Annotated in this window: 17 protein-coding genes; 8 read left to right on the top strand and 9 right to left on the bottom strand. The window is 67.9% G+C overall.

The features are described 5' to 3' along the window. The first annotated feature begins 25 nt into the window (after window positions 1-25). Entirely contained in the window at window positions 26-943 is a 918-nt protein-coding gene (locus tag ACQY8B_RS07200; protein WP_422086068.1) for a LysR family transcriptional regulator, read from the top strand. Between the two features lie 25 nt (window positions 944-968). On the opposite strand, the gene ACQY8B_RS07195 is transcribed toward ACQY8B_RS07200, so the two are convergent. Beyond that, complete coding sequence (locus tag ACQY8B_RS07195; RefSeq protein ID WP_422086067.1) at window positions 969-1,355, bottom strand: DUF779 domain-containing protein; 387 nt, start codon at window positions 1,353-1,355, stop codon at window positions 969-971. Next, complete coding sequence (gene adh / locus ACQY8B_RS07190) at window positions 1,355-2,875, bottom strand: aldehyde dehydrogenase (protein ID WP_422086066.1); 1,521 nt, start codon at window positions 2,873-2,875, stop codon at window positions 1,355-1,357. The genes ACQY8B_RS07195 and adh overlap by 1 nt, the downstream gene beginning before the upstream one ends. A 229-nt stretch (window positions 2,876-3,104) precedes the next feature. On the opposite strand from adh, the gene ACQY8B_RS07185 reads away from it, so the two are divergent. From ACQY8B_RS07185 to ACQY8B_RS07175, 3 genes are all read left to right on the top strand, one after another. Next, entirely contained in the window at window positions 3,105-4,976 is a 1,872-nt protein-coding gene (locus ACQY8B_RS07185; protein ID WP_422086065.1) for a sigma-54-dependent Fis family transcriptional regulator, read from the top strand. Window positions 4,977-5,043: 67 nt separating this feature from the next. Then, window positions 5,044-5,904: a class I SAM-dependent methyltransferase gene (locus ACQY8B_RS07180; RefSeq protein WP_422086064.1), complete on the top strand. Its 861-nt coding sequence runs from the start codon at window positions 5,044-5,046 to the stop codon at window positions 5,902-5,904. 176 nt (window positions 5,905-6,080) lie between these two features. Continuing rightward, window positions 6,081-7,679 (top strand): glucan biosynthesis protein, encoded by a 1,599-nt coding sequence (locus ACQY8B_RS07175; protein WP_422086063.1) that lies wholly within the window; start codon window positions 6,081-6,083, stop codon window positions 7,677-7,679. Between the two features lie 13 nt (window positions 7,680-7,692). Here the strand turns inward: ACQY8B_RS07175 and ACQY8B_RS07170 are convergent, their stop codons facing one another. After that, on the bottom strand, window positions 7,693-8,103 hold the full coding sequence (locus ACQY8B_RS07170; RefSeq protein WP_422086062.1) for an FKBP-type peptidyl-prolyl cis-trans isomerase: 411 nt from the start codon (window positions 8,101-8,103) through the stop codon (window positions 7,693-7,695). A 144-nt stretch (window positions 8,104-8,247) separates the two neighbouring features. Between ACQY8B_RS07170 and eat the strand changes: the two genes are divergently transcribed. From eat to eutC, 3 genes are read left to right on the top strand one after another with little or no spacing between them, the layout of a single operon-like run. After that, window positions 8,248-9,660 (top strand): ethanolamine permease, encoded by a 1,413-nt coding sequence (gene eat / locus ACQY8B_RS07165; protein ID WP_422086061.1) that lies wholly within the window; start codon window positions 8,248-8,250, stop codon window positions 9,658-9,660. Between the two features lie 20 nt (window positions 9,661-9,680). Further along, the gene (locus ACQY8B_RS07160) at window positions 9,681-11,075 is read left to right on the top strand and encodes an ethanolamine ammonia-lyase subunit EutB (RefSeq protein ID WP_422086060.1); all 1,395 of its coding nucleotides are present in this window, start codon (window positions 9,681-9,683) and stop codon (window positions 11,073-11,075) included. Then, complete coding sequence (gene eutC / locus ACQY8B_RS07155; RefSeq protein ID WP_422086059.1) at window positions 11,072-11,827, top strand: ethanolamine ammonia-lyase subunit EutC; 756 nt, start codon at window positions 11,072-11,074, stop codon at window positions 11,825-11,827. The genes ACQY8B_RS07160 and eutC overlap by 4 nt, the downstream gene beginning before the upstream one ends. A 19-nt stretch (window positions 11,828-11,846) precedes the next feature. Here eutC and ACQY8B_RS07150 read toward each other — a convergent pair whose 3' ends face one another. Genes ACQY8B_RS07150 through ACQY8B_RS07140 form a run of 3 tightly spaced genes read right to left on the bottom strand, consistent with a single transcriptional unit; the run spans window position 11,847 to window position 15,771 of the window. Continuing rightward, complete coding sequence (locus ACQY8B_RS07150) at window positions 11,847-13,241, bottom strand: c-type cytochrome (protein WP_422086058.1); 1,395 nt, start codon at window positions 13,239-13,241, stop codon at window positions 11,847-11,849. Next, window positions 13,238-15,010, bottom strand: coding sequence for a GMC family oxidoreductase (locus ACQY8B_RS07145; RefSeq protein WP_422086057.1), 1,773 nt, complete (start codon window positions 15,008-15,010; stop codon window positions 13,238-13,240). The genes ACQY8B_RS07150 and ACQY8B_RS07145 overlap by 4 nt, the downstream gene beginning before the upstream one ends. 14 nt (window positions 15,011-15,024) lie before the next feature. Further along, window positions 15,025-15,771 carry a gluconate 2-dehydrogenase subunit 3 family protein gene (locus ACQY8B_RS07140; protein WP_422086056.1) on the bottom strand — a complete coding sequence of 249 codons (747 nt, stop codon included), beginning with the start codon at window positions 15,769-15,771 and terminating at the stop codon, window positions 15,025-15,027. 167 nt (window positions 15,772-15,938) lie between these two features. Here ACQY8B_RS07140 and ACQY8B_RS07135 point away from each other — a divergent pair, with 167 nt between their 5' ends. Continuing rightward, window positions 15,939-16,523 (top strand): peroxidase-related enzyme, encoded by a 585-nt coding sequence (locus tag ACQY8B_RS07135; RefSeq protein ID WP_422086055.1) that lies wholly within the window; start codon window positions 15,939-15,941, stop codon window positions 16,521-16,523. A 7-nt stretch (window positions 16,524-16,530) separates the two neighbouring features. Here ACQY8B_RS07135 and ACQY8B_RS07130 read toward each other — a convergent pair whose 3' ends face one another. From ACQY8B_RS07130 to ACQY8B_RS07120, 3 genes are read right to left on the bottom strand one after another with little or no spacing between them, the layout of a single operon-like run. Beyond that, window positions 16,531-18,282, bottom strand: a complete 1,752-nt coding sequence (locus ACQY8B_RS07130) for a phosphoethanolamine transferase (RefSeq protein WP_422086054.1) — start codon at window positions 18,280-18,282, stop codon at window positions 16,531-16,533. 57 nt (window positions 18,283-18,339) lie between these two features. Beyond that, entirely contained in the window at window positions 18,340-18,921 is a 582-nt protein-coding gene (locus ACQY8B_RS07125; RefSeq protein WP_422086053.1) for a phosphatase PAP2 family protein, read from the bottom strand. Further along, window positions 18,908-19,453: a phosphatase PAP2 family protein gene (locus ACQY8B_RS07120; RefSeq protein WP_422086052.1), complete on the bottom strand. Its 546-nt coding sequence runs from the start codon at window positions 19,451-19,453 to the stop codon at window positions 18,908-18,910. The genes ACQY8B_RS07125 and ACQY8B_RS07120 overlap by 14 nt, the downstream gene beginning before the upstream one ends. Between the last annotated feature and the right edge of the window lie 252 nt (window positions 19,454-19,705).

Raw genomic sequence — 19,705 nt, 5'->3', positions numbered from 1 at the left:
GCCTCTGCTTCTCTAGAATTCGCCGATGGCCAACCCGATCAATCCCGCGCGCGTCGACTTCGTCACGCTGCGGTTGTTCTGCGCGGTGGCGCAGTCGGGCAGCATCACCAAGGGTGCGGAGGCATGCCACCTTGCGTTGTCCGCCGCAAGCCGGAGGCTTTCCGACTTCGAGGCGGCCACCGGCTCCAAGCTGCTCGAACGCAGCGCGCAAGGCATCGCTCTCACGCCTGCAGGCCATGTAGCGATGCAGCATGCGATGCGCCTCTTCCAGGGCTTCGAGCAGTTCAGCAACGAGCTCAACGACTACTCGAGCGGAGTGCGCGGCCATGTCCGCCTGTGGGCCAACATGTCGGCGCTCACCGAGTTCCTGCCCACAACCCTCGCGACCTTCCTCGCGCAGCATCCCGACATCCGCGTCGAGGTCGAGGAACAACTCAGCGGCGACATCGTGCGCGCGCTGGTCGACGGCCTCGCCGACGTCGGCGTGTTCGCGGAGAACACGCCCGCCTACGGCCTCGACGTCGCGCCCTTCCAGACCGATGAGCTGGTGGTGCTGTGCGCCAGGCAGCATCCGCTGGCGCGCACGCGGGCGAAGCAGGTCGACTTCAAGACCTGTCTCGCTCATGAATTCGTGGGGCTGAACCGCAGCAGCTCGCTGCTGGAACTCACGTCGCGCGCGGCCGAGCAGGCCGGTGTTCCGATGCGGCTGCGCGTGCAGGTGCGCAGCTTCGACGCCATGTGCCACATGATTGCGGCCAACCTCGGCATCGGCGTGGTGCCGTTCGCGGCATGCAAGGCGCAGGTGTCGGCGCTCGACTTGAAGGTGGTGCGGCTGCGCGACGCATGGGCCACGCGGCGGCTGCTGATGGCGACGAAGGCGGGGGCAAACCTGTCGCCGGCTGCGCAACTGCTGGTGAAGCAGTTGCTCGCCTCGTCGAACTAGCAGCGCACTTCAGTCCGCTGCCGCCCTACCGAACCTGCTTCGCCTCTTCGGCCTCCAGCACGGCCCATTCCTCGTCGGTGAAGAGCCGCGAGCGCGTCAGGAAGCGCACGCCCTCCGGCCCTTCCAGCGAGAACATGCCGCCGCGCCCCGGCACCATGTCGATGATCAGCTGCGTGTGCTGCCAGTACTCGAACTGCGGCCCGCTGATGTAGAACGGCATGCCGCCGATGTGCCCCAGCAGGCGGTCGTAGTCGCCGACGATGAACTCGCCCTGGGCGTAGCACATCGGCGCGCTGCCGTCGCAGCAACCGCCCGACTGATGGAACATCAGCGGGCCGTGCCTGGCGGCGAGCCTGTCGATCAACGCGAGCGCGGCATCGGTCGCGGTGACGCGCAGGACTTCGCCCGCCATCAGAAGAAGCCCAGCTTGTTCTCGCTGTAGCTCACAAGCAGGTTCTTGGTCTGCTGGTAGTGGTCGAGCATCATCTTGTGGTTCTCGCGCCCGATGCCCGACTGCTTGTAGCCGCCGAAGGCCGCATGCGCCGGATAGTGGTGGTAGCAGTTGGTCCACACGCGGCCTGCCTGGATGCCCTTGCCCATGCGGAAGGCGCGGTTCATGTCGCGGCTCCACACGCCTGCACCCAGCCCGTAGAGCGTGTCGTTGGCTATGGAGAGCGCTTCTTCCTCGTCCTTGAAGGTCGTCACCGACACCACGGGGCCGAAGATCTCTTCCTGGAAGATGCGCATCTTGTTGTGGCCCTGGAACACGGTCGGCGTCACGTAGTAGCCGTCGGCCAGGTCGCCTTCGAGCCTGGCGCGCTCGCCGCCGATCAGCACCTTCGCTCCCTCCTGCTTGCCGATGTCCATGTACGACAGGATCTTCTCGAGCTGCTCGCTCGAGGCCTGCGCGCCGATCATCGTGGCCATGTCGAGCGGGCTGCCCTGCTTGATGGCCGCCACGCGCTTGAGCGCACGCTCCATGAAGCGGTCGTAGATGGACTCCTGGATCAGCGCGCGCGACGGACAGGTGCACACCTCGCCCTGGTTCAACGCAAACATCGCGAAGCCTTCGAGCGCCTTGTCGAAGAAGCTGTCGTCGCGATCCATCACGTCGGCGAAGAAGATGTTGGGCGACTTGCCGCCCAGCTCCAGCGTGACCGGAATCAGGTTCTGGCTCGCGTACTGCGAGATCAGGCGGCCGGTGGTGGTCTCGCCGGTGAAGGCGATCTTGCCGATGCGGTTGCTCGACGCCAGCGGCTTGCCCGCTTCCACGCCGAAGCCGTTCACCACGTTCAGCACGCCAGGCGGCAGCAGGTCGCCGATGATCTCCATCAGCACCAGGATCGACACCGGCGTCTGCTCGGCCGGCTTCAGCACTACGCAGTTGCCGGCCGCCAGCGCGGGTGCCAGCTTCCACACCGCCATCAGGATCGGGAAGTTCCACGGAATGATCTGGCCGACCACGCCGATGGGCTCGTGGAAGTGGTACGCGAAGGTCTCGTGGTCGATCTCGCTGATGCCGCCCTCCTGCGCGCGGATGCACGAGGCGAAGTAGCGGAAGTGGTCGACCGCCAGCGGCAGGTCGGCAGCCATGGTCTCGCGGATCGGCTTGCCGTTGTCCCAGGTCTCGGCGGCCGCGAGCATGGGCAGGTTTTCCTGCATGCGGTCGGCAATCCTGTTGAGGATGTTGGCGCGCTCGGTGGTCGAGGTGCGGCCCCAGGCGGCCTTGGCCTTGTGCGCGGCGTCGAGCGCGCGGTCGACGTCCGCCGCCGTGGAACGCGGCACTTCGCAGAAGACCTTGCCGGTGACCGGCGTGATGTTCTCGAAGTACTGGTTGTCCACCGGCGCGACCCATTCGCCGCCGATGTAGTTGCCGTAGCGCTTCCTGAACGGAACCGCGGTACCGAATTTGCCTGGTTCGAGCATGTCCATGAGTTGTCTCCATTTGCTGCTGTTGGCGCCACGACATGCGGCGACCCGCACGGACATCCGCAAGCCACGTACCCGCCGGGATCGGGACATTCCCTGAGTGCCTCCCTGCTGGCGACCGCAGTCTGCAGCGGGTTTTCATTCGCAATCTGCGACATGTTCTTGCGAACACAGCGACTAGGATGTCGCACAAGGCGAACAGACCGCGAACGGCAGACAACCGGAGACACGCATGAGTGAAGCGCAGTGGCCATCGGTCCGGGTCGAACAGGCCCGGGACCTGTTCTTCGTGCAGGGCCGCGACCCCGCACCGTGGATCGCGCCGCACATCTCGCGCTCGTGGCAGCGCAGCCGTCCGGTCGATCACCAGTACATCGACCCCGCGCCGATGGCGCTGGCTTTGCTGCGCGAGCGGCGCGAGCAGTCGATGCGGCTGCTGGACTGCGCGCAGCCCGAACTCGACGGGCTGGCCGAGCATGCAATAGGCAACGGCTGCGTGGTGATCCTGTCGGACGCCAGCGGGCTGATCCTGGAAGAAATAGGCAGCCCCGACTTCCTGCCCAAGGCCGAGCGCATCGCGCTGCAGCCGGGCGTGGAATGGTCGGAAAACAACCGCGGCACCAACGCCATCGGCACCGCGCTGGCCGAACGCGAGGCGCTGATGGTGCTGGGCGGCGAGCACTACCTGGCGCAGAACGGCGCGCTGGGCTGCGCGGCGGCTCCCATCTTCACCGGCCGGGGAGAGTTGGCCGGTGCCCTCGACATCTCGGGCGAGACGGTGCGCGTGAACACGCATGCGCTGGGCCTGGTGCGCATGGCGGCGCAGCAGGTGGAGCACCGCATGCTGCTGGCCGAGGCACAAGGCCATGTGCTGCGCTTCCATGCGCGGCCGGCGCTGATCGGCACCGCGCGCGAGGGGCTGATCGTGATCGAGGGCGGACGCATCGCCGCGGCCAACCGCGTGGCGCTGGAACTGTTCGGCCGCTCATGGGACGGCCTGCTCGACCTGGAGGCCAGGGACTTCCTCGGCCCCAACTGGCCCGGCATGGAGCACCGGCGCAGCCTGCTGACCCTGCCGGGCGGGCGGCAGATCGCCACGGTGATGGAGCGTTCGAACATGTGCGGCGGCGCACGGCCGACGGCACGGCGCGCCGACGCGCCCCAGGCGGCCGACGACGTCCTGCCGCTGCTCGACAAGGCCGTGCGGGTGCTCAACGAAGGCGTGTCGGTGCTGGTCAATGGCGAGACCGGCAGCGGCAAGGAAGTGTTCTCGCGCCGCCTGCATGCCGCGAGCCGCCGCGCCGCCGGCCCGTTCGTGGCGGTCGACTGCGCCTCGCTGCCCGAGACGCTGATCGAGTCGGAGCTGTTCGGCTACGACGAAGGCGCCTTCACCGGCGCCCGGCGCAAGGGCATGTCGGGCCGCATCCGCGAAGCGCACGGCGGCGTGCTGTTCCTCGACGAGATCGCGGAGATTCCGCTCGCGCTGCAGACCCGGCTGCTGCGGGTGCTGGAAGAACGCGTGGTCACGCCGCTGGGCGGCGGCCAGGGCGTGGCGGTGGACTTCGACCTGGTCTGCGCCACCCACGGCGACCTGCCGGCGCTGGTGCAGGCCGGCCGCTTCCGGGCCGACCTGATGTACCGCGTGGCAGGCTTCACCGTCGCCTTGCCGCCGCTGAGCCGGCGCACCGACCGGCATGCGCTGATCGCGCGGCTGTTCCTCGAATCGGGCGGCGCCGACAAGCAACTGCGGCTGGAGAGCGATGCGCTCGAAGCGCTGACCGCCTACCGCTGGCCGGGCAACGTGCGCGAACTGCGCAGCACGCTGCGCGCGGTGGTCGCGCTGGCCGACACGGGCGACTCGGTGACGGCCGCCGCCCTGCCCGCTCACCTGCTCGGCACGCCCGCCGCCCCGCCATCGGATGAGGCCACCGAAGCCGCCCTGGCACCGCAGGCCGGCCCGCTGCTGGCCATCACCCGCCACGCCATCGACGACGCGCTCAAGGCCTGCGACCACGACGTGTCCAAGGCGGCGCGGCGCCTTGGCGTGCACCGCAGCACGGTCTACCGCCATCTTGCGCGGCAGCGAGGCAAGCCGTCCGCCTGAACAAAAGACTGACTTGCCCATCGATGCCGGAGCGGCCAGACTGGGGTCTGGTCTTTCCTGGGCATTCATGACACACAGCAAACCCGCGCGACGCCTGTCGGCCGTGCCTTCCACCCTGCGGATTCCCCTGGCCGCGCGGGCATCGGGCGATGCGATGTTTCCGCAGGTGGCCGTGCGGGACGCCTATGCCGCCGGCATCCTCGAGCGGATCCGCGACGACGGCAGCGCGCTGCCCGAAGACCGCGCCACCATCTACGGCATCCTCTCGCGCACGCGCCGCTTCCGCAGCCTCGCGCAGGACTTCCTGAAGGCACACCCCGGCGCCCGCGTGGTCAACATGGGCTGCGGGTTGAGCCACTACTTCCAGTGGCTGGACGACGACAAGTCGCACATGACCGACGCCGACCTGCCCGAGGTGCTCGAGCTGCGCCGCGAACTGATCCCCGAAACCCACGAACGCCACGACCTGCGCACGCTCGACCTGACCGCGCCCGACTGGTGGGAGCAACTGGGGCTGCCGCGCAAGCGCAATGCGCGCCCGGTGTTCCTGTTCACCGAGGGCGTGCTCATGTACCTGCAGCCCGAGCAGGTGCAGGCGATTTTCGCGACCTTCGGCGAACGCGCGCCCGCGGGCTCGGTGCTGGCCTTCGACGCCATGTGCTGGCTGGCTGTGGGCCGCGCGAAACAGCATCCGTCGGTGCGCACCACCGGCGCCGAATTTCACTGGGGCATCCGCCGCGAGGCCGAGCTGACGCAGTCGCACCCCCGGCTGGCGCTGGACGCCACCTACCGGGTGATGGAAGGCATCGGCCTGCCCTACATGCTGTTCGCGCCGATGGTGATGCTGCTGCTCGGCGTGCCTCTGTATGCGGTGTATGCGCTGAAGGCCACGGACCCCGTCCACAAGACTGGGGGCGCCGATACATAAACGCACAATTTTCCGGATTCCCGGCCTTGTCCGGCCCGGTTTGCGCGGAATGGCTGACGCGGGGCGGCCGTGCGCCGGGTCAAGCTCGGGGTTGTTCCCGGTCGCGGAAAATGGCCGATTCGTTTCCGCCGCTTTCCTTTCTTTTCCCCCAGAGATTCGCAACCCTCAAGAACCACATGCTTGATCGCCGATCCTTCCTTGCCGCCGGTGGCGCCGCCGCCGCACTCGCCGCCCTGGGCCTGCCCACCGAGGCACTCGCCGCCAACGGCCTGCAACTGAGCCAGCCTTCCCCCTTTTCTTTCGACGCCTTGGTCGCGCAGGCCAAGGCGCTCGCCGCCCAGCCCTACGTGGCTGCCGCGCCGCTGGCTCCTGAAGTGCTCGACCGCATCGACTACGACGCGCACGGCAAGATCAAGTTCGACCCTGCCAATGCCCTCTTCCGCGACGGGCCCGGCGCGTTTCCGGTCACCTTCTTCCACCTCGGCCGCTTCTTCCAGGCGCCGGTGCGCATGCACGTGCTCGAAAACGCCGGGGGCGACGCCTTCGCGCGCGAAGTGCTCTACAGCCCCGACTACTTTTCGATGCCGGCCGACAGCCCCGCGCACCAGTTGCCGCCCGGCGCGGGCTTCGCGGGCTTCCGGCTGCAGGAAAGCCGCCTGGGCGACCAGAGCAAGCTCGACTGGCAGAAGAACGACTGGGTCGCGTTCCTCGGCGCTTCGTACTTCCGCGCGATCGGCGAGCTGTACCAGTACGGCCTGTCGGCACGCGGCATCGCACTCGACGTGGCCGTGCCCGACAAGCCCGAGGAGTTCCCGAACTTCACGCGCTTCTACTTCGAGACACCCGCCGCCGGCAACACCACGTCGATGACGGTCTACGCGCTGCTCGAAGGGCCGAGCGTCACCGGCGTGTTCAAGTTCGTCATGCAGCGCACCAAGGCCGTCATCATGGACATCGACGCACGCCTCTTCATGCGCCGCGACGTTGCGCGCCTGGGCCTGGTGCCGCTCACGTCGATGTACTGGTATTCGGAAACCAACAAGCCCACCGCCATCGACTGGCGCCCCGAGGTGCACGACTCCGACGGCCTCGCGATCTGGAACGGCGCGGGCGAGCGCATCTGGCGTCCGCTCAACAACCCGACGCAGACGCGCGCCTCGGCCTTCACCGACACCAGGCCGCGCGGCTTCGGCCTGCTGCAGCGCGACCGCGTGTTCGACCACTACCAGGACGGCGTGAACTATGAAAAGCGCCCTAGCCTGTGGATCGAACCGCTGGGCGACTGGGGCGAAGGCTCGGTGCAGCTCATCGAGATACCGACCGACGACGAGATCCACGACAACGTCGTCGCTTTCTGGGTGCCCAAGGCAGATGCCAAGGCGGGCGGGAGCTACAGCCTGCAGTACCGCCTGCACTGGACCGACCAGGAACCGTTTCCCTCGCCGCTCGCGCACTGCGTGGCCACGCGCATCGGACGCGGCGGCCAGCCGGGGCAGCCGCGTCCGCAGGGCGTGCGCAAGTTCATGGTGGAGTTCATCGGCCAGCCGCTGGCCACCGTGCCCTTCGGCGTGAAGCCCGAGGTGGTGCTGACGGCGGCGCGCGGCAAGTTCTCTTACGTCTTCGCCGAGGCCGTGCCCAACGGCGTGCCGGGCCATTGGCGCGCGCAGTTCGACTTCACGCCCGAAGGCAACGAGCCGATCGACATGCGCATGTACCTGAAGAACGGGGACCAGACGCTCACCGAAACCTGGCTGTACCAGTACCAGCCAGGATGAGCGCCTCGAAGCGTCAGCGCTTCGTGACGGAGACCAGCTCGACTTCGAAGTTGAGCGTGGCGTTCGGCGGGATCACGCCACCGGCGCCGCGCGCGCCGTAGGCGATGGACGGCGGGCAGGTCAGCTTGGCCTTGCCGCCGGGCTTCATCTTCTGCACGCCTTCGGTCCAGCAGGGGATCACGCCGTTGAGCGGGAACTCGGTCGGTTCGCCGCGCTTGTAGGAGCTGTCGAATTCCTTGCCGGTGTCGGGGAAGGTGCCGCGGTAATGCACCTTGACCACGTCGGTGGCTGCGGGCGAAGCGCCGGTGCCTTCCTTGATCGACTGGTAGATCAGGCCGCTTGGCGTGGTCACGGGCGCGGACTGCGCGAACGCGGCGGGAATGGCAAGGACGGACACGAGAGCGGCACAGAAAAGAGACTTCACGAAACACCTCGGGGGGGTTGAAAGACTCCGATTATGGCCAGCGCGCACGTCGCGCATGTAGCGCCCGCAAGCCGGTGTATCCGGTGGAACAGCCCTTGCTTTGCCGAATGTGCACTGTCACCATTCACGAAGAGAGGACGCCGCATGAACTCCACCGACGCCACACCGGCCGCGCACACCGGCACCGGCCATCTCAAGAAAGTGCTCGGCCCCCTGCAGCTCTGGGGCATTGCCGTGGGCCTCGTCATCTCCGGTGAGTACTTTGGTTGGAGCTACGGCTGGAACACGGCCGGCACGCTCGGCTTTCTCGTTGCCACGTTGCTGGTGGCGACGATGTACACCACCTTCATCTTCAGCTTCACCGAACTATCCACGGCCATCCCGCACGCGGGCGGCCCCTTCGCGTATGCACGGCGCGCCTTCGGGCCGCATGGCGGATTCGTCGCGGGCTTTGCGACGCTGATCGAGTTCGTCTTCGCGCCGCCGGCCATCGCGCTGGCCATCGGCGCCTACCTCAACGTGCAGTTTCCCGGCATCAACCCGAAGTGGTTCGCGCTGGGGGCCTACGTGATCTTCATCGGCCTCAACTGGATCGGCGTGGGCATCGCGGCGGCCTTCGAACTGTTCGTCACGGTGCTGGCCATCGTCGAGTTGCTGGTGTTCATGGGCGTCGTCGCGCCGGGCTGGACGCTGGCCAACTTCACCGCCAACGGCTGGGCCGGCGGCAGCGTGCTGAACGGTGCGGCCGTCTCGGGCATCTTCGCGTCCATACCGTTCGCGATCTGGTTCTTTCTTGCCATCGAAGGCGCGGCCATGGCAGCCGAAGAGGCGCGCGACCCGCACCGCACCATTCCCATCGCGTACACCACGGGCATCGTCACGCTGGTGGTGCTGGCTTTCGGCGTGATGATCTTCGCCGGCGGCGTGGGCGACTGGCGCAAGCTCGCCAACATCAACGACCCGCTGCCGCAGGCCATGAAGGCGGTGGTGGGCGACAACAGCGGCTGGCTGCACATGCTGGTGTGGATCGGCCTCTTCGGGCTGATCGCCTCGTTCCACGGAATCATCATGGGCTATTCGCGCCAGATCTTCGCGCTGGCGCGCGCGGGCTACCTGCCGCGCTACTTCGCCGGGCTGAGCCCGCGCTTCGACACGCCGCACCGCGCGCTGCTGGCCGGCGGCGTGATCGGCATCGTTGCCATCTTCAGCGACGAGTGGGTGCAGTTCGGCGGGCAGACGCTCACCGCCAATATCGTGACCATGGCGGTGCTCGGCGCCATCGTGATGTACATGATCTCGATGGCCGCGCTGTTCAAGCTGCGCCGCAGCGAGCCCGGCCTGCAGCGCACCTACCGCGCGCCGTTCTATCCCGTGTTCCCGGCCATCGCGCTCGGGCTCGGCGCGGTGTGCCTGGGCGCGATGGTGTGGTTCAACGGCATGCTCACGCTGCTGTTCGTCGTGCTGATGGCCGCGGCCTACGGCTACTTCCTGCTGACCTCGGCGCAGCGCGAGGCGGCGGCACCGGACGAAATGCTTTCCTCGACCACCCACGCCTGACGATCTCCGACCCAAGACCCATGCGCTACAGCACCACCATCGCCGGCCAAGTCTTCCGCTTCGACGACCTGAAACAGGTCATGGCCTTCGCAAGCCCCGCGCGCTCGGGCGACTACCTCGCAGGCATCGGAGCGGCCACCGCGCAGCAGCGCATGGCGGCACGCCACGTGCTGGCCGACACGCCGCTCAACCAGTTCCTGAGCGAAGCGCTGATTCCCTACGAGAGCGACAACATCACGCGCCTCATCATCGACGGCCATGACGCGAATGCCTTTGCCCTGGTGTCGCACCTCACGGTCGGCGACTTCCGCAATTGGCTGCTGTCCGACGCGGCCACCACTGCCACGCTCACCGCACTGGCGCCGGGCCTCACGCCCGAAATGGTGGCGGCCGTTTCAAAGCTCATGCGCAACCAGGACCTGGTGTCGGTCGCAAAAAAGTGCTGCGTGGTCACGCGTTTTCGCGACACCATCGGCCTGCCCGGCCACCTGGCCGTGCGCCTGCAACCCAACCACCCGACCGACGACCTGCGCGGCGTGGCGGCCTCCACGCTCGACGGCCTGCTCTACGGCGCGGGCGACGCGGTGATCGGGCTCAACCCCGCATCCGACAGCATGCCGGTGCTCGGCGAGCTGCTGCGCATGCTCGACGAGGTGATTCAGCGCTTCGAGATTCCGACGCAGAGCTGCGTGCTCACGCATGTGACCAACACGCTCAAGCTCGCGGAGGCCGGCGCGCCGGTCGACCTGGTGTTCCAGTCGATCGCGGGCACCGAGAAAGCCAACCTCTCGTTCGGCGTGACGCCCGAGCTGCTCGACGAGGCCTATGCTGCGGCGTTGTCGCTCAAGCGCGGCACCGTGGGCGACAACGTCATGTACTTCGAGACCGGCCAGGGCAGCGCGCTGTCGGCCAACGCCAATTTCGGCGTCGACCAGCAGACCTGCGAGGTGCGCGCCTATGCGCTGGCGCGGCGCTACAAGCCGCTGCTCATCAACACGGTGGTCGGCTTCATCGGGCCGGAGTATCTGTACGACGGCAAGCAGATCATCCGTGCCGGGCTCGAAGACCATTTCAGCGGCAAGCTGCTGGGCCTGCCCATCGGCTGCGACATCTGCTACACCAACCACGCCGAAGCCGACCAGGACGACATGGACACGCTGCTCGTGCTGCTGGGCACGGCGGGCATCAACTTCATCATGGGCATCCCGGGCGCGGACGACGTGATGCTCAACTACCAGAGCACCTCGTTCCACGACGCGCTGTTCATGCGCCAGACGCTGGGCCTGAAGCGCGCGCCCGAATTCGAGGCCTGGCTGCAGCGCATGCAGATCACCGATACCGCCGGACGGCTCGCGCCGCCCTCCTCCAACCGGCTGCTGGCCGACATGGGCGGGCTTTCCGCATTGGCCCGATGAGCGACTCGCCTGTCACCCCCAACCCGTGGGCCCAATGGCGCTGCGCCACGCCCGCGCGGCTGGCGCTGGGCCGTGCCGGCGCCGGCATGCCGACCGACGAGACGCTGCGCTTCGGCTGGGCGCATGCGATGGCGCGCGATGCCATTCACGCCGCGCTCGATGTCGACGCGCTCGACAGCCAGTTGCGCGGCCAGCACTGGGAGGTAGCCCGCGCGCGCAGCCGCGCGGCGGACCGCACCGCCTACCTGCGCCGTCCAGACCTGGGCCGCCAGCTCGACGAGGAAGACGCCACGCGCCTGCGCGGCGAGCGGCGCTACGGCTGCGATGTCTGCATCGTGATCGGCGACGGCCTTTCCTCGCTCGCGGCCAGGCGGCATGCGGTGCCGCTGCTCGCGGCGCTGCGCGCGCAACTGCCGCCGGACACGCGCTTTTCGCCCGTGGTGATTGCCACGCAGGCGCGCGTCGCCCTGGCCGACGAAGTGGGCGAGCTGTTCGGCGCGGCGCTGTCGGTCATGCTGATCGGCGAGCGGCCGGGCCTGAGTTCGCCCGACAGCCTCGGCATCTACCTGACCCATTCGCCCCGGCGCGGCCGGCACGACGCCGAGCGCAACTGCATCTCGAACGTGCGGCCGGAGGGCCTGGCCTATGAGGCGGCCGCGTTCAGGCTCGCGTGGTTGATGCGCGAGTCGTTGCGGCGGGGGCTGACGGGCGTCGAGCTGAAAGACGAGAGCGATCTCGTGGCGCTCAGGTAGGCAAGAGCGCCCCGCCCGCTCACTTCTGCTGCTGCGCGTTCGCGGTCGCGGTAGCCACGGGCTTGATCGAATCGCGCACCTTGGCCACCTGGGCCGCCGTGACGGCATCGCCCTGGTTGCCCCAGCTCGACCGCGCAAAGCTCAGCACGCTGGCCACGTCGGCGTCGCTCAGGCGCCAGCCGAAATCGGGCATGGCGATGGGCGAAGGCGCCTGGCTGGTGCTGGGCATGGCCGAGCCTGCGAGCACGAGGCGGATCAGAGAAGTCGGGTCCCTGGCATTCACCACGCTGTTGCCGGCCAGCGCCGGAAAGGTCTTGTCCGCGCCTGTTCCGTCGGAACGATGGCAGGCATTGCAGTTGTTGAGGTAGACCATCGCGCCGCTGTTGCCCTCGACCGTGCCGTTGCGCAGCGCAAGCGCGGTCGGGTGCTGCGCAGCCGCTGCCACCAGGGACGCGGGCGACGGCGCACTCTGCGCGCTGCCCTCCGCTCCCAGCGACTGCAGATAAGTGGCCACCGCCTGCAGGTCTTGCGACGACAGGTGCTGCGTGCTGTTCTGCACCACGTCGACCATGGCGCCGAAGGCGGCCGTGTGGCTGGTGCGCCCGGTCTGCAGGTACTGCACGATGTCTTGCGCCGGCCATTGCGCCATGGTCGGGCGGCCGGTGTGGCGCAGCGGCTGCGCATACCAGCCGTCGATGACCGCGCCAGACAGGAACAGCTCGCCCTTGCCGTCGCTGGCCGCCTTCACGCCGCCCAGCATGCTGCGCGGTGTGTGGCAGTCGCCGCAATGGCCCAGGCCCTGCACCAGGTACGCGCCGCGGTTCCACTCGGCGCTGCGCGCGGTGTCGGGCTGGTAGACGCCCTTGTCGAGGTAGATCCAGTTCCAGCCGATCATCAGCCCGCGCATGCTGAAGGGCCACGGCAGGTCGGTGGCCGGCGGCTTCTGCGCCACGGGCTGCACGCCGTTGCGGAAGAACGTGAAGAGCGCATGCATGTCCTCGTCGTTCACGCGGGCGAACGACGGGTACGGCATGGCCGGGTACAGGTGATGGCCGTCCTTGGCGACGCCTTCGCGCAGCGCGCGGGCGAACTCGGCCTCGGTGTAGGTGCCGATGCCGGCCTCGGGGTCTGGCGTGATGTTGGTCGAGACGATGGTGCCGAACGGCGTTTTCATCGGCAGGCCGCCGCCGAAGGCCGGCTTGCCGGGCGCGGTGTGGCAGCTCACGCAGTCGCCGGCGCGCGCGAGGTAGCGGCCGCGCTCCAGCACGGGGTCGGACGATGCGGCCGTGGCAGCTACCGGTGCAGCCACGCCGGCCACCGGCGGCGCCTCCGCCTTCTGCGCCACGGCCCAGGCCCCGGCGCACAACAGGGCCACGGCCGCCGGCACGCCGACAGATACACGACGCGCGTTCATGCCAGGGCTCCCGGGTTCTTCAGGTACTGCTCGCGGATCGCCTTGGCGGCCCAGTAGGCCAGCGCGCCCACCATGCCGGTCGGGTTGTAGCCGAAGTTCTGCGGGAAAGCACTGGCGCCCATCACGAAGACATTGGGCACGTCCCACACCTGCAGGAAGCGGTTGACGGCGCTGGTCGTCGGGTCGGTGCCCATCGGCGCGCCGCCTGTGTTGTGGGTCGACTGGTAGTAGCGCACGTCGTAGTGCGCGCCTGCCTTCTGGAAATTCATCTTCATCTGCTTCGGCCCCATGGCCCGCGCGATCTGCTCGACCTTGGTGCCGATGAACTGCGTCATCGCGAGGTCGTTGGCCTTCCAGTCGAAGGTCATGCGCAGGAGCGGCTGGCCGTGCACGTCCTTGTAGGTCGGGTCGAGGTCGAGGTAGTTGTCGCGGTAGGCCATCACCGAGCCCTGGCTGCCAACGCCGGCCTGGTAGAGGTAGTTTTCCTTGGCGGCCTTCTTCCAGCCCGCGCCCCAGTTCGGCGTGCCGGGCGGCAGGCTCAGCTGCTGGATCGGCCGGCCGCCGGTGTTGATGCAGTTGATGCTCGCGCCGCCCACGAAGCCGAGCGGACCGTGGTCGAAGTTGTCGCCGTCGAAGTCGTCGATCACGCTGCCGCTGGCACCCGCGCCGACGAAGGGGTTCATCGGCTGGTCCTTGTCGAAGAACAGGCTGGCACCGCCGTTGAGCTGGTAGGCGTAGTTGCGCCCCACCACGCCCTCGCCCGTGGCGGGGTCGTATTTCTTGCCGATGTTCGACAGCAGCAGCAGGCGCACGTTGTGGAACTGGTAGGCGCACAGCACGACCAGGTCGGCCGGCTGCTCGACCTCGTTGCCCTGGGCATCTACGTAGGTCACGCCGGTGGCGCGCTTGCCGTCGGGCGACATGTTCACGCGCAGCACGTGCGAGCGGGTGCGCAGCTCGAAGTTGGGCCGCTTCATCAGCACCGGCAGCAGCGTGGTCTGCGGCGAAGCCTTCGAATACATGTAGCAGCCGTAGCGCTCGCAGAAGCCGCAGAAGTTGCAAGGCCCGAGCTGCGCGCCATGCGGGTTGGTGTAGGCGCGCGAGGCATTGGCGGCCGCTTGCGGGAACGGGTGATAGCCGAGTTCGCGCGCGGCTTTCTCGAACAGCCTGGCGCTGTTGACCGAGGCCAGCGGCGGCAGCGGGAATTCGTTGGCGCGCGCGCCTTCGAAGGGGTTGCCGCCGGGCTGGATCTTGCCGCCGATGTTGCCGGCCTTGCCGGAGGTGCCGCAGATCTTCTCGAACTGGTCGAAGTGGGGCTCCAGTTCTTCATAGCTCACGCCGAAGTCCTGGATGGTCATGCCTTCGGGAATGAATTTCTTGCCGTAGCGCTCTTCGTAGTTGCTGCGGATGCGCAGGTCGCTGGGCAGAGGCCGCCAGTGGTGGCCGTTCCAGTGCACGCCCGCGCCGCCCACGCCGTCGCCGGGCAGGAAGGACGCGAGCTGCCGGTAAGGCACCGCCACCTCGGCCGGCGTGTGGCGGATGGTCACGGTCTCGCGCGAGAGGTTCTGGAACAGCTTGCCGCGGATGCCGTAGCTCAGCTCGTCGGTGATGCGCGGGTAGGCGAAGTCGGGTTGCGTGTCGCGGTTCTCGCCGCGCTCCAGCGCCAGCACCTTCAGGCCGGCGGCGGTCAGCTCCATGCCCATGATCGCGCCGGTCCAGCCGAAGCCGACCAGCACCGCGTCCACACTGGGCTTCTTGATGTTTGCCATGGTGTGCCGCTCCCTCAGCCCTGCGGGCCGGCGATGCTCACCGGCGGCAGGTTGTACTTGACGCCGGGCCGGTCGACCCAGTCGGCGTAGTCGGCGCGAGCGCCGGGGAAGCCGATCATCTTCCAGGCGGCGGCGTTCTTGTTGCCGCCGTGGATCGGATCGCTGAAGTAGCCCTCCTTGGTGTTCTGCAGCAGGAAGCCGAAGAAGTCGGTTGCGCCCACGCCATCGAGCGCGATGGCGCCGCCCTCCAGGCCCTTGAGCACCTCGTCCTGCTGCGCGGCGTCGAGCTGCGCGAAGGCCTTGCCGGAGAACTGCTTGCGGCTGTAGGCGTCGGTGGCCGCGATGCCCGCGCGGTAAACCTCGCGCGGCGGCATCTTCTTCTGGTAGCCGAAGAGCGGCGAAACCTCGACGAAGGGGCCCTGCATGTACCAGGTGGCGGCATGGCCGAAGGCGCCTTCCATCTGCCGGTCGATGAACTCGGGCACGCCGGCCTCGATGGCGCCGGGGCCGGCATCGTCGGAAGGAATGAGCCTGGCCACCGCGGCCTGGACGAAGGCCCATTCGGCGGCGTTGAAGTAGACGGGGGTGTAAGGAGTGCCGGGAGGCGGCGCTGCGGCGGGGCTGGGTGCCGGCGCCGGTGTAGCGGGCTGTGCCAGTGTCACGCCGGTGATGCCGCCGGCACCGAAGGCCGTTGCGGCCGGCACGATGGCGATGGACCGACGCAGGAAACCACGCCGGTCGGGATACGACTCGTCTTTCATCGCGTTATGTGCGGTGCTGGCCGCGTGTTGTTGTGCGAACCTTCATCATGGCGGCGACTCGCGCCTCGCCATGTAGGAAAGCTGCTTGCCTATGATGCAAGAGGCGCGGCGCCTTTCAGAGCGCTTTCAAAAAGGCACTGCAAACCGACGACCACAACGGAGACGACATGACCACCACCAGCCGCTACCCGCGCGCCGAACTGAAAGACCTGCCGGAAGACATCCGCGCCGCCATCCTCGCGGTGCAGGAAAAGGCCGGCTTCGTGCCCAACGTGTTTCTTGCCCTTGCACGCCGTCCGGCCGAGTGGCGCGCCTTCTTCGCGTACCACGACGCGCTGATGTTCAAGGAAGAGGGCTCGCTCACCAAGGGCGACCGCGAGATGATCGTCACCACCACCAGCGCGGCCAACCAGTGCCTGTACTGCGTGGTGGCGCACGGCGCGCTGCTGCGCATCTACGAGAAGAAGCCGCTGGTGGCGGACCAGGTGGCGGTGAACTACCGCAAGGCCGACATCACGCCGCGCCAGCGCGCGATGCTCGACTTTGCGATGAAGGTCTGCGACCGCTCGCACGAGATCGACGACAGCGACTTCCCGCCGCTGCATGCCCACGGCTTCGACGACGAGGACATCTGGGACATCGCGGCCATCACCGCCTTCTTCGGGCTGAGCAACCGCATGGCCAGCTTCAGCGGGATGCAGCCGAACAACGAGTTCTTCCTCATGGGGCGCGTGCCCCGCGAGAAGAAGTAAAGGGGCCTCAGCCCTTTGCCCGGCAGGATGCGAGGGCGTCCAGCGCGGGCTTGTATGTGGGCGTGGTCACGTCCATCACGCCGAGCACCGTGTGGTAGAGGTTGTCGTGCGTGAGCGGCGCGTCGAGCCCCGCCTCCATGCACGAACGCGAGAGCTTGCGCCGCGCGCTCATGCCGTCGCCGAACCAGGTGACCATGGGCACGTGCTTCTGCGCGTCGGGCGCGAAGCTGTAGGGCACGCCGTGCAGGAACAGGCCGTATTCGCCGAGCGACTCGCCGTGGTCGCTCACGTACAGCAGCGCCGGGTCGTACTGCTTCGACTGCGTCTTGAGCCAGTCGATGGTCTGGCCCAGGAAGCGATCGGTCTGCAGGATCGAGTTGTCGTAGACGTTCATCAGCTCGGCATGGCCGCACTCGGCCAGCGCGTTGGTCTTGCACTCGGGCAGGAAATGCTTCACGTCGGGCGCGGAGCGCTTGTAGTAGGCCGGGCCGTGGCTGCCCATCTGGTGCATGACCAGCACGATGCCCTTGGCGCGGCGCTCGGCCGGCAGCGCGGCAATGCGCTCGTCCAGGCCCTTGAGCATCACGTCGTCGAGGCACTCGTCGCCGTCGCACAGCGCCTTCTTGGTTGCCGCGTCGAGCCCGGCGAAGGCAGATGCATTGGGGATGCGCTCGCAGACGCCCTTGCAGCCGGCCTGGTTGTCGAGCCAGAACACGGCGAGGCCGGCGGCCTGCAGAACGTCGACCAGGGTCTCGTAGTCGTCCTTGCGCGATTCGTAGCCCTCTTTGCCGAGCGGCGAGAACATGCAGGGCACAGAGGCCAGCGTGTTGGTGCCGCAGGAGCGCACCTCGCGGTAGCTCAGAACGCCACGCTTGGCCAGCTCGGGGTTGGTGTCGCGGGCATAGCCGTTGAGCGAGAAGTGATCGGCCCGCGCCGTCTCGCCCACCACCACCACGAACAACGGGGGCTTCGTCTGGCCGGCATAGCTGGCGCCCAGCGCCGTGCCGGCCGTGATCGGGATGAGCTTGCCGCTGCGCTTGAACATAGGCTTGATGAGCAGCGAGCCGGCCGAATAGAGGCTCGCGATCGGGTTCATCATGTAGCGCAGGTGCACGTTGTTGCGCATCAGCGGTGCCAGCTCGCGGTTCATGGCCACTACCGCGGCCAGCGCCAAGACCACCGACAGCAGCAGCAGCGCGACGTTGCGCCAGAGCTTCGACAGAAAACGCATCGGCAGGACGCGCACGCGCCAGAGCACGAAGGCCGCGGGCAGCGCCACCACCAGCACGTTGAAGGCCATGCGCCAGCTCAGCAGGTCGCGCGCTTCGTTGGGGTCGGTCTGCATCGCATTGGCGACCATGGTCGGGTCCATGACCACGCGGTACGCGAGCATGTAGTGCTGCACCACCGCGGCCAGCACGACCACCGCGAACCACAGCGGCTTCATCCAGCGCGACCAGGCGGTGAACGACAGGATCGCCACCGAGCCGCAGAAAGTGAGCAGGCTCATGACCAGGATGGTCGGCATGTAGGTGCTGGGTGCACCGCCGATGCGGGCCAGCTCGTTCCAGAGCGGCCAGTTGGTGGTCAGGACGAGATAAAGGCTGATCCACACGACGACCGCGGCCGCGGAGCGGGGCCGGCCGAGCCATTGGTCGAAACGCGTCCAAGGCGCTGCCGGCGATGAGGCAGCGAATGGGTCGGGTTCGGGGAAGCTACCTTGTGGTGCAGGTGCCGGGTCAATACGCAAAACAGACATCCAGCTAATGTAGGAACGGGGGCTGAAGATAGCCTGAATTGCCCGTTCATGTCATGTTCAGGCGCGCCTTATGCGCGATCGCAGCCGGGCCCTTGGAGCCCCCGCCGATGCCGGCGAGGTACGGATACGCGGAATCAGGCGGATGCCCCGCTCCACGAGGATCGACACCAGCGCGCCAAGCATCGCCGCGGCCACCACATCGGACGGGAAGTGCAGCCCCAGGTACAGGCGGCTCCAGGCGACCGTGGCGGCCACCGTCAGCGCGGCCAGCATCGGAAAGCGCCACGGAAGGCACCAGAGCGAAAAGGCCGCAGTGAAGGTGCCGGCGGCATGGAGGCTCGGGAAACCCGGACGAATGCCCTGCGGCACCCATTGGATGCCCAGGTCGTAATAGGCCGGCCGGGGCATCGGAAACGCCCAGCGGATCGCCTGCACGAGCAGCCACACCGCCAGCAGGCTGATCATTGCGGTGATGAAGGCATGGCGCCAGCGCCGATCGAACAGTGCGCCGATGGCCAGCGCCAGCGCCAGCAGCGACGGCAGGAAATCGGAGGCGAAGCTCGCGAACTGCAGGCTCCATGCAGGCACCGAAGGGCCCGCATTGACCAGCTCGAAAAGGGTGGCGTCAATACCCTGCATGGGCGGGCTCGGCCGGCTTGAGCGGTTGCGGATTGAAGCGCGCGAACACCAGCTCGATGGCAAAACCCACCGTCCAGCAGATCCAGGCGGTCCAGAGTGTGTGGCTCATGTAGTGGGCACCGCGCACCTGCTGGGACAGGCCCAGCGCCAGCCCGGCCACCAGCGCCACCGCCAGCCAGATGGCCGCCGCGCGGGCCGAGGCCCGGCGCAGCACGAAGTAGCCGCCTGCATAGGCAAACGCCGCGGAGGCATGGCCGGCCGGGAAGCACCCGCCCGGACCGCCGTCGGGCACGCCCCAGGACCAATGCGACACGTAGCGCGCCACGCCGCCGAACTCCTTCAGGTCCCAGGGGCAGCTGGTATCGCTGGCATGCTTGATGAGGCTGACGGCGATCACCGCGGCCAGGGTTGTCAGTGCCAGCTGCACGCGGTCGCCGGTGCCCAGGCGCCGCAGCACGCCGACCGGCCAGCGAATGGCGATGAACAGCGCGGTGACGAGCGCCCAGCTGAGGTCGCGGGCGCCCTCATGCATGACGTGGACCAGAAAAAAGTTCGTCCGCCATGTGAAACCGAAGGGGGAGCCGGACAGCCGCGCCAGCGGCAGATCCCAACCGGTCGCGTCCCACGCCAGCAAGGCGGCAAGCGCGAAGAGGGTCAGCACCCCCAGGCGAAAATTCGAAGCACGAGTCATGAACGAAGGCAGGGCCTGAAAACAGCCGCGAGCCTACGTTTGCGGAATGAACACAGCCTGAAGGCACCTGAACGGAATCTGACCGGGGGTCTG

This window comes from Variovorax sp., assembly GCF_965279555.1.
In the GTDB taxonomy this organism is placed as follows: domain Bacteria; phylum Pseudomonadota; class Gammaproteobacteria; order Burkholderiales; family Burkholderiaceae_C; genus Variovorax.
The sequence above is the reverse complement of the archived record's forward strand: the minus strand, read 5'-3'. Positions and strand labels throughout refer to the sequence as shown.

What these genes read in the sequence shown, in the direction of transcription:
- ACQY8B_RS07140 (WP_422086056.1), bottom strand. Translation starts at nt 15,771, where the DNA reads ATGAAAGACGAGTCGTATCCCGACCGGCGTGGTTTCCTGCGTCGGTCC.
- ACQY8B_RS07130 (WP_422086054.1), bottom strand. Translation starts at nt 18,282, where the DNA reads ATGTCTGTTTTGCGTATTGACCCGGCACCTGCACCACAAGGTAGCTTC.
- eat (WP_422086061.1), top strand. Translation starts at nt 8,248, where the DNA reads ATGAACTCCACCGACGCCACACCGGCCGCGCACACCGGCACCGGCCAT.
- ACQY8B_RS07180 (WP_422086064.1), top strand. Translation starts at nt 5,044, where the DNA reads ATGACACACAGCAAACCCGCGCGACGCCTGTCGGCCGTGCCTTCCACC.
- ACQY8B_RS07125 (WP_422086053.1), bottom strand. Translation starts at nt 18,921, where the DNA reads ATGCAGGGTATTGACGCCACCCTTTTCGAGCTGGTCAATGCGGGCCCT.
- ACQY8B_RS07185 (WP_422086065.1), top strand. Translation starts at nt 3,105, where the DNA reads ATGAGTGAAGCGCAGTGGCCATCGGTCCGGGTCGAACAGGCCCGGGAC.
- ACQY8B_RS07150 (WP_422086058.1), bottom strand. Translation starts at nt 13,241, where the DNA reads ATGAACGCGCGTCGTGTATCTGTCGGCGTGCCGGCGGCCGTGGCCCTG.
- ACQY8B_RS07160 (WP_422086060.1), top strand. Translation starts at nt 9,681, where the DNA reads ATGCGCTACAGCACCACCATCGCCGGCCAAGTCTTCCGCTTCGACGAC.
- ACQY8B_RS07175 (WP_422086063.1), top strand. Translation starts at nt 6,081, where the DNA reads ATGCTTGATCGCCGATCCTTCCTTGCCGCCGGTGGCGCCGCCGCCGCA.
- ACQY8B_RS07120 (WP_422086052.1), bottom strand. Translation starts at nt 19,453, where the DNA reads ATGCATGAGGGCGCCCGCGACCTCAGCTGGGCGCTCGTCACCGCGCTG.
- ACQY8B_RS07135 (WP_422086055.1), top strand. Translation starts at nt 15,939, where the DNA reads ATGACCACCACCAGCCGCTACCCGCGCGCCGAACTGAAAGACCTGCCG.
- ACQY8B_RS07145 (WP_422086057.1), bottom strand. Translation starts at nt 15,010, where the DNA reads ATGGCAAACATCAAGAAGCCCAGTGTGGACGCGGTGCTGGTCGGCTTC.
- ACQY8B_RS07195 (WP_422086067.1), bottom strand. Translation starts at nt 1,355, where the DNA reads ATGGCGGGCGAAGTCCTGCGCGTCACCGCGACCGATGCCGCGCTCGCG.
- ACQY8B_RS07200 (WP_422086068.1), top strand. Translation starts at nt 26, where the DNA reads ATGGCCAACCCGATCAATCCCGCGCGCGTCGACTTCGTCACGCTGCGG.
- eutC (WP_422086059.1), top strand. Translation starts at nt 11,072, where the DNA reads ATGAGCGACTCGCCTGTCACCCCCAACCCGTGGGCCCAATGGCGCTGC.
- adh (WP_422086066.1), bottom strand. Translation starts at nt 2,875, where the DNA reads ATGGACATGCTCGAACCAGGCAAATTCGGTACCGCGGTTCCGTTCAGG.